At 49.3% G+C, this 11,994-nt stretch carries 9 protein-coding genes; 6 read left to right on the top strand and 3 right to left on the bottom strand.

Annotated elements, in window-relative coordinates; all coding sequences use genetic code 11:
- Positions 1-19 precede the first annotated feature (19 nt).
- The 6 genes from LMG33818_RS10530 (at position 20) to LMG33818_RS10505 (ending at position 6,796) form a co-directional block, all read left to right on the top strand.
- On the top strand, positions 20-1,792 hold the full coding sequence (locus LMG33818_RS10530; RefSeq protein ID WP_442323349.1) for a fatty acyl-AMP ligase: 1,773 nt from the start codon (positions 20-22) through the stop codon (positions 1,790-1,792).
- A 171-nt stretch (positions 1,793-1,963) separates the two neighbouring features.
- Entirely contained in the window at positions 1,964-3,007 is a 1,044-nt protein-coding gene (locus tag LMG33818_RS10525) for an NAD-dependent epimerase/dehydratase family protein (protein ID WP_442323348.1), read from the top strand.
- Between the two features lie 11 nt (positions 3,008-3,018).
- Positions 3,019-3,267, top strand: coding sequence for an acyl carrier protein (locus LMG33818_RS10520; RefSeq protein WP_442323347.1), 249 nt, complete (start codon positions 3,019-3,021; stop codon positions 3,265-3,267).
- Positions 3,264-4,475: a serine palmitoyltransferase gene (gene spt, locus LMG33818_RS10515; RefSeq protein WP_442323346.1), complete on the top strand. Its 1,212-nt coding sequence runs from the start codon at positions 3,264-3,266 to the stop codon at positions 4,473-4,475. Before LMG33818_RS10520 ends, spt begins: the two co-directional genes overlap by 4 nt.
- 141 nt (positions 4,476-4,616) lie before the next feature.
- Positions 4,617-5,957 carry a lipopolysaccharide biosynthesis protein gene (locus LMG33818_RS10510; protein WP_442323345.1) on the top strand — a complete coding sequence of 447 codons (1,341 nt, stop codon included), beginning with the start codon at positions 4,617-4,619 and terminating at the stop codon, positions 5,955-5,957.
- Positions 5,957-6,796, top strand: coding sequence for a hypothetical protein (locus LMG33818_RS10505; RefSeq protein WP_442323344.1), 840 nt, complete (start codon positions 5,957-5,959; stop codon positions 6,794-6,796). Before LMG33818_RS10510 ends, LMG33818_RS10505 begins: the two co-directional genes overlap by 1 nt.
- A 20-nt stretch (positions 6,797-6,816) precedes the next feature.
- Here LMG33818_RS10505 and xdhC read toward each other — a convergent pair whose 3' ends face one another.
- The 3 genes from xdhC to xdhA are packed head-to-tail and all read right to left on the bottom strand — an operon-like array spanning position 6,817 to position 11,488.
- On the bottom strand, positions 6,817-7,671 hold the full coding sequence (gene xdhC, locus LMG33818_RS10500) for a xanthine dehydrogenase accessory protein XdhC (protein ID WP_442323343.1): 855 nt from the start codon (positions 7,669-7,671) through the stop codon (positions 6,817-6,819).
- Positions 7,668-10,064, bottom strand: a complete 2,397-nt coding sequence (xdhB, locus tag LMG33818_RS10495) for a xanthine dehydrogenase molybdopterin binding subunit (RefSeq protein ID WP_442323342.1) — start codon at positions 10,062-10,064, stop codon at positions 7,668-7,670. Before xdhB ends, xdhC begins: the two co-directional genes overlap by 4 nt.
- The gene (gene xdhA / locus LMG33818_RS10490; RefSeq protein WP_442323341.1) at positions 10,064-11,488 is read right to left on the bottom strand and encodes a xanthine dehydrogenase small subunit; all 1,425 of its coding nucleotides are present in this window, start codon (positions 11,486-11,488) and stop codon (positions 10,064-10,066) included. The genes xdhB and xdhA overlap by 1 nt, the downstream gene beginning before the upstream one ends.
- Positions 11,489-11,994 lie beyond the last annotated feature (506 nt).

The following is an 11,994-nucleotide window of genomic DNA, read 5'->3' as shown; positions in this document are numbered from 1 at the left end:
TCTTTCAAATAATACTTCGATGAATTCACAAGAATCGGCGATAAAGCTTTCGGGGCAGCCTACCCCCACCATCAATACTATTCCTTTACGTTACGCCGATTTTGCAAACCTGGCCGAAGCGCTGGATTATGCAGCTACGGGAACTACCGGTGCCAATTTCTACGCCGGTGGGAAGCTTGCGACTGTGCTTACCTATGCCGAGCTGCGGGAACAGGCGACAGCGCTGGCATGCAAGCTTGCATCCTTGAAGTTGCCTCGCGGCTCATGTATCGCGATTGTGGGTGAAACTGCGCCCTATTTCCTGCGTTTCTTCTTTGCTTGTCAGTATATGGGGCTTGTGCCTGTTGCGTTGCCTGCCAGCATCAATCTGGGCGGTCATGCTGCCTATGTTGAAAAGCTCAAGGGCATGCTGACGAGCTGTGGTGCGCGTGTTGCGGTTTGTTCAGAGTCCTTTGCCGGTTTTCTTGGTGAAGCCTCCGAGTCCCTGGATCTTGTCATGCAGGGCACGCCGGAAGTTTTCGATGAGTTGGCGCCTGTTGATATCTCCGAGATCACGCCAACCCAGCCTGACGAAATTTCCTACATGCAGTTCACCTCAGGTAGCACTGGCTTTCCGAAGTCTGCCATGATCAAGGCGCATGCGTTGATGGCAAATATTCAGGGCTCTGTGAAATCCGGTGTTCAGATGGTAGAGGATGACCGTTTTAGTTCATGGCTTCCCTTCTATCATGACATGGGGTTGATTGGCTGTTTGTTGACGGTTGTTTCGAGCCAGCGTTCGATTGATTACCTTGATACGCGTGAGTTTGCCATGCGTCCGCGTCGTTGGCTTGAGCTGATGCATCAGAACAAGGGAACTGTCGCTTATGCGCCGCCTTTTGGCTACGATTTGTGTGCACGCCGTGTACGCCCCTCGGATGTTGAAAATTATGATCTTTCACATTGGCGGGTAGCCGGTGTCGGGGCCGAACCGATTCACCCCAGTGTGCTGGACAGCTTTGCTGAAACCTTTGAGCCAACAGGCTTTCGCAAGGACTCTTTTGTTCCATCATATGGTATGGCTGAAAATACGCTGGCCATCAGTTTTTCGCCACTGCGTGAAGGAGTAAAGGTCGACTGGATTGATCCGGACGACCTGACCGACAATCTCAAGGTGACACCTGTCGCCAAAGGGACTGGGCGTGGCTTTGTTCGTTGTGGCAAGCCTATGCCACATCATAAAATCAAGATCGTGAATGATGATGATGTCGAACTTTCAGAAAAGGAAGTGGGACGTATCCTCATACATGGCCCCAGTTTGATGACAGGCTACTATAAGCGTCCGGAAGAAACGGCCAAGGTTCTTTTTGAAGATAACTGGTACGATACGGGTGATGTAGGCTATCTGGTAGATGGTGAAGTGGTTATCACGGGCCGTCACAAGGATATGATCATCATTAATGGCCGTAACATATGGCCGCAGGATATTGAAGCTATTGCTGAAAAGCAGCTTAAGGTTCGTACCCGTGATGCGTCTGCATTTGGTTTGACTCAGGAAGATGGCACTGAAGTTGCCGTTGTTGTCGTTCAAACCAATATGCTCCACACCGAGGAAAACAAGGTGTTGGAAGCCCAAATCCGTCGTCAGGTTTATGAAGAACTGGGTGTTGTATGTCTTGTTGAGCTGGTTCCACGCCATACATTGCCTAGAACCTCTTCAGGCAAGCTGTCACGTTCGGCGACACGTATAGGATACCTTGAGCGTCTAGCCCAGAAAGAAGGCGATGGCTCTTCCAGAAAAGCGGCAGTCTAAGCAGTGAAGGATTCGTCTTTTCTGTGATATACAATCGGAGTACCCCTTGTGGGGCTCCGATTGTTTCATATAGTGGGATGCGAATTCTTGAGGATGTAAATTCAGCCAATGCAAAGTAAACGCAGAGTCTCGCGTCAATCGGCGTTAGGCAATTGAGCCAGGGTGTCCCTTGTGAATGATCCTTCGACCAACAAGCCTTCTAGTGATTCAATGTTTTCATCCAATACTGCTCGATCAGAGCCACCCTCGCAAGTGGAGACTCAAGCCACTACCATTGCGGTTACTGGAGCAACAGGTTTTATCGGTAGTCGGCTGTGTGAAAAGCTGTTGGATGCAGGTTTTAAGGTGAAAGCCCTGTATCGCTCGAGTCCTGTTGGAAAATTGGAGCAGAGCGATGGCATTGAATGGGTAAAGGGGCAGCTGAATGATGCCGCAGCGTTGTCTGCATTGCTTGAGGATGCTTCTGCGCTGGTACATTGTGCGGGAGCCGTCAGGGGAAAAAACCGTGCTGATTTCGACCGTGTGAATGTCGTTGGTACCTGGGCTGCCATTAATGCAGCCAATACCTCTTCTACCTGTCAACGTTTTGTACAGATATCGTCATTGGCTGCCCGTGAACCTGAGCTCTCCGATTATGCTGCCAGTAAACGTGCAGGGGAAAGACTGCTTGAAACCAGTGAGGCCGCGCTCAATTGGATGATCGTGCGTCCACCGGCAGTGTATGGCCCCGGTGATAAAGAAATGCTCCCTGTATTCAACAGTATGGTGAAGGGGCTGGTACCTGTTCCCGGAGCTGCTCAAGGGCGGTTATCCCTGATCTATGTGGATGATCTGGTCGATGCTATCATTAAATGGTTACGAACTGACCCTGCGAAATGTGTTAATGCGCGTTATGAAATAGATGATGGGCGCGAAGCAGGTTATGATTGGAATATCCTGCTGACACAGGCGGCTGAGGCATTGAAAAAGGATAAGCCTATCCGCCGGCTATCAATTCCTGCGTCGGTTCTCCGCCTTTTCGGGTATACCAATTTGGCAGCCTCGCGTTTACTGGGATATTCTCCCATGCTAACACCCGGCAAGGTGAGTGAAATTACTCACTCTGATTGGGTATGTCATGACAACCCGATTTTTGAGCAGGTGACAGGCTGGCAGCCAACTACCACTTTCAAGGATGGTCTGCTTAAAACGTTGAACCATTCATCAGATACCTAACGGAAGATTTTATGAGCTATCAAGATATTGTGAATGACCTGGTCGAGATTATCACTCCACTGGCGAATGGCCACGAGGATATCAACGAACATACAGAGCTTACTGGTGAGCTGGGTCTGGATTCCCTGAAAGTCATGAACATGATGCTTGCAGTGGAAGATAAATACGATATTTCCATTCCCATGAATGCGATGGCTGAAATTCGGACTGTGGGTGATTTTGCCAAACAAATTGAGAAGTGGACGTCCGAAAACGTATGAAAAGCAATCCCAGATTACGTGCTACACAGGCCGCCAAGGAAGAACTCTCCCGTTTGGGGGTAGACCCATTTTCCGTCCAAATTGACCGTATTGTTACGCCCACCGTTGGAATGATTGGTGGCCGTGAGACCATTCTTGCCGGCACAAATAATTACCTCGGTATGACATTCAATCCCGAGTGCATTGCTGCAGCCAAGGAAGCACTTGAGGCATCAGGCACCGGTACAACCGGTTCGCGGATGGCTAACGGTACCTACGCGCTTCATCATGAGTTGGAGAAGGATATCGCCCGTTTCTATGGCAAACGGGATGCCATTGTGTTCTCAACGGGGTACCAGGCCAACCTGGGCATGATTTCAGCATTGGTAGGCCCCGGTGACACCGTCGTTATTGATGCTGACAGTCATGCCAGTATTTACGATGGCTGTGCACTGAGCGGCGCCAATGTGATCCGTTTCCGCCATAATGATCCTGAAGACCTCAACAAGCGCCTGCGTCGACTTGGCGATGCGGCGCAGGATGCACTTGTCGTTGTTGAAGGCATCTATAGCATGATGGGTGACCGTGCTCCGCTGCGTGAATTTGTCGAGATCAAGAAGTCGTATGGATGTGCGCTTCTGGTCGACGAAGCTCACTCTATCGGTGTTCTGGGTGAAAAAGGGCAGGGCCTTTGCGAAGAAGTGGGTGTCGTTGAAGATATCGATTTCATTGTCGGGACCTTCAGTAAAAGTCTGGGTAATACCGGTGGTTATTGCGCGAGTGATAACGAGCAAATGGAAGCCTTGCGTTACACCAGCCGTCCATATGTATTTACTGCATCACTGCCGCCCGCGACTATTGCAGCAACGCGTAAGGCACTCGAATTGCTTGAGAATGGGCAGGCACTTCGCCAGCAGCTGACAAGCAATGCCAATCAGCTTCATTCTGGACTTGAATCTCTCGGATTTGAATTGGGTGCGCCTGCCAATGCAGTTGTTGCGGTGATCATCGAAGATAAACTTGATGCACTCCATATGTGGGATTACCTGTTGAAGCATGGTGTCTACGTCAATTTGATGGTGCCTCCGGCGACACCGGGCAGCTACTCTCTTCTGCGTTGTAGCGTGAGTGCTGCGCATACCCCTGAGCAGATCCAGACTATCTGTGATACTTTTGCCAATTGGTTGGCCTTGCCTGAAGACTCTCCGTATCGTCGTCCTCAAGCGTAAGCGTATCTCCGAAAGGTACCCCTTTGATAAGGGGCCTTTCGGGAATGAGTGTCATCCAGTAGTCCAGTTCGGGAACGTTAGCCAATATGGATGAATAATAACTAATCTGCTCTCTCTGAACCGCGTAGTTTTTCCTCTCCTATGATCAAAGAATGGTTCACAGATGGGGCTTTCCGTTCCATTCTGAAAAATGCATTTGTACTTTTTTCCAGTAATGTAGGCAGTGCTCTTATTGGGCTTCTTTCACTTGCACTGGCAAGTAGAACATTGGGGCCCGATCTGTTTGGTATTTTGATTATCATCCAGACCTATACTCGAACCATTAGTGCTCTTCTCCAGTTTCAATCATGGCAAGTGATCGTCCGGTATGGTGCGCCTGCACTGGTGCGGCGTGAACTGCCTATCTTCAAGCAAGTCGTCAATTTCTCATTTGCACTGGATATTGTGAGTAGTGTTCTTGCATTTTCAGTTGCCATCATGGTTTTGCCATGGGTGAGCCATAAAATTGGTATCCGTGGTGAAGATTTCTGGTTGGCAATGGGGTTTTGTACATTGATTCCCTTGTTGGCCTCGGCTACGCCCACGGGTATTTTAAGGTCACTCGATCGTTTTGATCTTCTTGCCATTCAGGAAATTATATCGCCTGTCATACGTGTAATCGGTTGCATTGTTACTTATTATGGCCAGTTTGGGTTCTGTGGTTTTGTACTCTCCTGGTATCTGGGATCATTAATAGGGGGAGCAACATGCTGGGTATTTGCGGGCATGGAGCTTGGGCGGCGTAAAATCCGTGGCGCATTTAGGCCTTCCCTTATAAAGCCTGCTCGACAAATCAAAGGTGTCTGGAATTTTGTTTGGGTCACTCATCTTGCATATACCCTGGGTTCTATTAAAAATTCCGGTAGCAATTTTATGGTGGGGATTCTTTTGGGCGCTGATGCGGCTGGTCTGTTCAAAATAGCACTTACTTTTTATGATGCTGCGGCCACACCGGGTCAAATTATGGAAAAAAGTTTCTACCCTGAGATCATGAGGCTTAACCCCAGAGAAAAGCGCCCCTGGCTACTAGGCATTCGGACAGCATTTACAGCGGTTGGTTTTGGTTTATGCGTGGCTATCATTGGGATTCTGTTAGGAAATCCCCTGATTGATGTTGTATTTGGCGATCAATATTCGACAGCGTTCACCTTGCTGGAAATCATGTTGGGCGCCATAGTGCTTTCCATGGCAGCGGTACCTCTGGAATCCTTGCTTTTCATGGCTAGCCGTCAACGCCAAAGTCTCTGTGCACAGAGCCTGGCAACATTGATATATGCGGTATTATTGATTGCTTTATCGTTGTGGCTGGGTATTGTAGGTGCAGCTCTGGCTTACGTCGGAAGTGAACTTCTGATTATTGTTTTTTCATTGCTCCCTACCATGGATGCATATCGAAATCGGCACAAATTGCCTTTTGTTCTTCCTGAGGAAACACGTCAATAATGGTTGCAAGAACTCAGCAATGGTTAACCTTTTCGTCCGAAACGCTTGATAGACTTTATGAAGCGGTGGAAACGGATGACATCGTCGATGAGCATGTTGAGCTCCCAGGGGATGTTGTGCTGGAGGGGAATGAATCCGTGCTTTTCAGCTGTTATTCTCTTTGTCTGCAATTTTGGGAAGAGGGGGTATCTCGCACCCAACTATTGAAGTACGCAGATAAGCTGCTTGCCGGTGTTCCCTTGAGCGATGACGAAAAGCGCGACTACAAAAAAATGCGTGGATGCTATAAACATTTGCGGTTTGCTGTTCGGCTTTACAGTCGCAATCATCGTTCTTTCAAGTTGTTCAATTACACAACGCATATTTTGGGCGAGTTACAGGATGCCTTCCGGCATCAACAAACGGACGACATACAGCGATACGGTAAACGTTTGAAACTGCTTTTGAGCCGCCCGTTGTGGAGTTTGATCGAACATCGCATGCGGCACGTTCGTCTGGATACCCCCGAGGGCTTTCATAACTACCGCCAGCACAGACTATGCTCTTTCAAGAAAGGCTCTGACAAAGCTGAAGTGAGTGGGCATGAGTTTCATGATATGCGCAAGATTATCGGGCAGCAGGTATCCTATTACGATACGCTTCGCTCCATCGATCCCGATAATACGAGTGCCTATAAAATGTCCCGCTTCCTTTCTGCTATCAATGGCTTGATGGGAGATCGCCATGACGAAATGGTCGAAGATGCCATGAATAACACGCGTCCTTATGGTTCTCCTGAAATCATTTCATCGGACACACGCTGGCGTATTGATGCGTTTCTTGAGCGTTTTCTAAAGTGAAGTGAACGCCCGATAAATCTCTATTGGGCGATTTCTTTTAATATTGCGGGCTCGATCCCTCTAATACGCTGTTTTTCTTCCTTCTGAGCAGGGGCTTTTGAAAGTAATTCGGCTGCGACGGAAAGTGCTATTTCTTCGGGGCGTTTTAGCCCTGTGTTGACTAAACCTATAGGGCAACGTACGCGATTCAGTTGTTCGTCGGTGAGCCCCTGAGCTGCCAGGCGATGACGAAAGCGTTGCCATTTTGTTTTCGATCCAATAAGACCCACCGAGCCAAGATCCTCTCGCTGTGCCAACTGATATATCAGTTTTTCGTCTTCCAGATGATCATGCGTCATGACAATACAATGCGTACCAGCGGTGATCCATTGGCTTGCTTCGTCAATACTTTCGGTGGAATAGGACGTCATGATGCGCGTGCGTGGCCCATGATGTTCCAGCATATGGGAATGAACATCGGTTCGTGAATCGAACCATGTCAGGCGCCAGGGGAGGGTACGAAGAATCGATTCCAGTGCAATACCGACGTGCCCCGCACCAAACAGGGCAATATTCATCTTTGCACCGGGATAGCATTCAAACAATACTGCAATGTGCCCCCCACAACATTGCTGTGCTTGTGCACCGAGTGAAAAACGTTCTATTTTCGTATCACTTGCTCCACTATTAAGCATGGCTCTTGCCTGCTCAATTATCCTGTATTCGAATCTGCCGCCGCCAATGGTATCGAACTGATCAGTATGAGTGATCACCATCTTCGCCCCGGGTTCGCGCGGAGTAGAGCCGGCACAACTTACTAGCGAGAGGAGTACGTGTGGTACGCCTTCCCGCTGGCATCGGGCAAGTGCTTCACTCCACTCTCTGGACATACTCATGCGCTAACCTTGTCTTCCTGTCGTTCGCGAATCTTGTTACATGCGAACAAAATACGCTCGGGTGTTGCTGGCGTATTCAATACAGGGTTAAGGGCATAATCCGAGAGGCTGGAAATGGCATCCCGTAACGCTGCCCAGGCAGAAATCGCGAGCATGAAAGGAGGTTCACCTACTGCCTTGGAGTGGTAGATAGTCGCTTCAGAGTTAGGGTGGCCTTCCAGCAAATTGACTCGGAAATCGATCGGTGCATCTGAATAGGCTGGAATCTTGTAAGTCGAAGGCCCCGCGGTCATGAGCTGTCCATCGTCATTCCATACCAGCTCTTCTGTCGTCAACCATCCCAGACCTTGAATATAGCCGCCTTCTACCTGCCCGCGGTCAATGGCCGGATTCAGGGATTCACCAACGTCATGCAGGATATCAACACGGCGTACCCGGTTTTCTCCCGTTAAGGTATCGATTTCAACCTCAGTGACGGCAGCCCCGTAGGCATAGTAGTAAAAAGGTCGCCCACGAGCGGTTTTCTTGTCATAGCCTATCTTCGGTGTGGCATAGAACCCTTCGGAGAACAAGGGGATGCGGTGCAAATAGGCTTGCTGAACCAACTCGGGCCACGATAGAGTGAAAGCATCGCCGGTCAATGTAGTCGCGTGGAAGGCATTCTCTTCAAGGTGCATGGACGCAGGTTCCAGCGCGTACTCGTCCTGAGCAAACTGGAACAGACGCTGCTTGATCTCCAGCGCTGCCTTTCTTGCGGCCATGGCATTCAGGTCAGCCCCGGAAGATGCCGCAGTGGGCGAGGTGTTGGGCACTTTGTCGGTGCGTGTTGCGCTGATACGCACATTCTCAAGACTCAATCCCAGTTCACGGGCCACGACCTGACACACTTTGGTATGCAGGCCTTGCCCCATCTCGGTGCCGCCATGATTAGCGAGTACACTGCCGTCGGTATATACCCGAACGATAGCACCTGCCTGATTCAAATGGGTGGCGGTGAAAGAAATACCGAACTGAACAGGGGTGAGTGCCAGCCCTCGTTTGATAATAGGGCTCTGTTTATTGAATTCAGCGATTTTTTGGCGCCTTGAGCGATACTCACTGCGCTCTTCCAGCGTCTCCATCATCGGGCCGATCAAGTGTTGCTCAACCTTTTGCCCATAATGCGTTTCATCCTTGCCAGTGCGGTAAAGATTACGTTTACGTACATCAAGAGGGTCCAGACCCAACGTCCGGGCAATATCGTCCATGACTGTCTCGATGGGCAGCATCCCCTGTGGGCCGCCAAAACCGCGGAAAGCGGTGTGAGAAACGGTGTTGGTTTTGGCCCGGTGGCCTATTACCAATGCATCGCCTATATAATAGGCATTGTCTGCATGAAACATGGCGCGATCGACCACTCCCTCGGACAGATCCGGTGAATAGCCGCAATTGCCTATCAGCTCGATTTTTGCGGCCTCAATAACGCCTTCATCATTGAAGCCGACATCATAGGATGAGCGGAAAGGATGGCGTTTACCCGTGACGCGCATATCGATTTCACGTGGCATTCGAAATTTAACGCTACGCCCTGTGCGCCAACATGCCAGTGCAGCCAGCACGCCTACCGGTGCAGCCTGACTTTCCTTGCCCCCGAAGCCACCTCCCATACGCCTGACTTCCGCTACAATGCGGTGGAGGGGGATGCCAATGACCTCTGCTACCAGTTTTTGTACTTCACTGGGATGCTGAGTTGACGTCACCACCCTTAAGCCATCATCTTCCCAGGGCTCTGCAATCGCAATTTGGCCTTCAAGATAAAAATGCTCTTGTCCACCAACATCCAGCCTCCCAGAGACTCGATGTTGAGCACTTTCCAACGCGGGTAAAGGAGCCTCACGATGTGCTTCGTCAATAATGTTCTGACCGGCTTCACGGCGCTGGACATGTTTGGGCAATACGACCGAGTTTTCTTCGATCGCCACGGCAGGGTCAAGCAGCGGTGATTCACTCTTGTACTCTATCTGTGCCAGGCTGGTAGCTTGTCGCGCATGTCGCAGTGTATCGGCGACTACAGCAAAAATGGGCTGCCCTGCATAGCTGACGCGACCCTCCACCAACAAAGGATCGCCAGGGAATACGGCACCGACTTCATTGTGCCCGGGTATGTCCTGACTAGTGAACACATCAATGACCCCGGGGGCTGAACGCACGGCATCCAGATCAATTTTTGTTATCTGTGCATGGGCCTTGGTGCTTACGCCAACGGCCAAATGCAACATGGCCGCATGCCGATATACGTCATCTGTATATCGTGCGGTGCCACTAACATGCCCCTTGGCACTGTCATGTGCTGGTGCCTTGTCTGTTCGTGCTTTATCTGATGAAGGGGTAGGGAGATCAATTAACTGGCGCATCAGACAAGCTCCGCTTCAATAGAGTTATTGGTGAGAACCAAACGCAACCTTTCCAGTAAATTACCTGCAACGGTGAGTCGATAATCAGCGCTTGCACGCATATCGCTCAATGGTGTGAACTCTTCGGCAAGTGCTTGCTGCGCCTGATGAATGGATGAGCGATCCAAAATACAGCCAGTCAGCGCTTTTTCTGCCGTGTATGCGCGTTTGGGAATGGCAGCCATACCACCAAATGCAATGCGAATATCCCGAACAGTTTCTTCTTCCATTTCGACACGTACAGCTATTAGTACCGCTGAAATGTCATCATCAAAACGTTTGGATATTTTCCAGACAAATTGTTGTTGCTGTGGCATCAGCTTGGGAACGATAACAGAACGAATAAACTCGCCTTGCCTGAGTGCTGTCTTTTTATAATCGAGGAAGAAGTCCGAAAGATTAATAGTGCGCTCTCCCTCTTTTGATGTCAGACGAAGTTTTGCATCCAATGTCAGAAGTACGGGAGGTGTGTCACCAATAGGGGAGGCATTGGCGATATTCCCCGCCAATGTCCCTCGATTGCGAATCTGACGAGAGCCCAGGCGGTGGAGCATCTTTCCGAAAGCGGGGTAGTGTTTATTCAACAAGGATTGCAGTTGTGTGTAGGTTACTGCAGCGCCTATTTCCCAGCCGTCAGATTTTTGCTCGATATGCTGTAACTCGTGTACTTGAGTCACATCAATCACAGAGGGGAAATCAATGAGTCGCTGTGTGGATTCCAACATGAGATCGGTTCCACCTGCGACGAGTTTGCTTCCGGGCAGACGGTGGCATAGATCGCTCAACTCATCCACCGTAGTAGGCCGATAAAAATGACGCGCCACTTCTTCGAACTCTTTTTTGCTGGGGGGCATGTAATCCCACGGTGCTTCTATCCAGTCGTGTACATGGCCTGATGTCTTGCGCATGTTCAAGGCTGCATCGCGAATGGGACGATAGCCTGTACAACGGCAAAGGTTTCCACCCAACGCAGTCGCTATCTCTTCATCAATTTCTTCAGTTGAAAAGGGTATGTCTTCTGAATGATATAAACTGAAAAGAGACATAACAAAGCCTGGCGTGCAGAAGCCACATTGGCTGCCATGGTGCTCAACCATTGCCTGTTGTACCGGATGAAGCTGTGGCCCCTGTAGCCCTTCAACGGTGACAACATCCAGCCCATTGAGCTGACTGGCTGGCATGATGCAGGCATTTACACTTTTGTATGTGTTCTCTCCTGAACTTCTAACGGCGATTGTGCATGCGCCACAGTCACCCGATGCACAACCCTCTTTTGTGCCGCATAGATGAAGATGCTCTCTTAATAACGCCAAAGAACTGTCATAGGCCTGTACTTCATCCGTATCCAGTGTGATGGGAGCACCGTTAAGTCGAAAATTCAGCATGTTCAGCCTTCTCACTCAGTTAATAATTATAGTTATCATTTTAGTACTACATGATTATGCCTCCCTCCATTTATCAGTTTGAAACTCATATGCATAAATAAATGAAGGATTAATCGCACGTTTTGAAAAAGGATTTTTCTACTCATCTGAATGAATGTGCGAAGAAAGTACTTTGAGGCTCTTTTTTTGGCTTGATCAACAGTTATACCAATCCAACCTCTGACATACAAATTCATGTGCAAATCATGCAATCATAAGCAATGAATGAACGGTCTCTGCACAATTTTCCTCTCTAGAATAAAGTCTATGCAGCGTTGTGGCGCAGATTATGCGTTATAAAGAGGTCTGTCAGAAAAAGGTTCTTCAAAAGAGTTTTGAAATCTCTACATGAAACGCTTGCAATCCCCCTCGTTAATCAGTAAAGTACGCCACCGCTGCAGAGGCAAGGCCTGGCAGCGGTTGAGTAAGTAATGAAGTTGAGTTTAATTTAATCAATTGATTTTGCT

Source organism: Cernens ardua (genome assembly GCF_051251085.1).
Lineage (GTDB): Bacteria > Pseudomonadota > Gammaproteobacteria > Pseudomonadales > Halomonadaceae > Cernens > Cernens ardua.
This window is presented reverse-complemented; position numbering and strand designations above follow the sequence as displayed.

Excerpts from the sequence above, each read along its gene's own strand:
- xdhA (WP_442323341.1), bottom strand. The coding sequence starts at position 11,488 with ATGCTGAATTTTCGACTTAACGGTGCTCCCATCACACTGGATACGGAT.
- xdhC (WP_442323343.1), bottom strand. The coding sequence starts at position 7,671 with ATGAGTATGTCCAGAGAGTGGAGTGAAGCACTTGCCCGATGCCAGCGG.
- xdhB (WP_442323342.1), bottom strand. The coding sequence starts at position 10,064 with ATGCGCCAGTTAATTGATCTCCCTACCCCTTCATCAGATAAAGCACGA.
- LMG33818_RS10505 (WP_442323344.1), top strand. The coding sequence starts at position 5,957 with ATGGTTGCAAGAACTCAGCAATGGTTAACCTTTTCGTCCGAAACGCTT.
- LMG33818_RS10530 (WP_442323349.1), top strand. The coding sequence starts at position 20 with ATGAATTCACAAGAATCGGCGATAAAGCTTTCGGGGCAGCCTACCCCC.
- LMG33818_RS10520 (WP_442323347.1), top strand. The coding sequence starts at position 3,019 with ATGAGCTATCAAGATATTGTGAATGACCTGGTCGAGATTATCACTCCA.
- spt (WP_442323346.1), top strand. The coding sequence starts at position 3,264 with ATGAAAAGCAATCCCAGATTACGTGCTACACAGGCCGCCAAGGAAGAA.
- LMG33818_RS10510 (WP_442323345.1), top strand. The coding sequence starts at position 4,617 with ATGATCAAAGAATGGTTCACAGATGGGGCTTTCCGTTCCATTCTGAAA.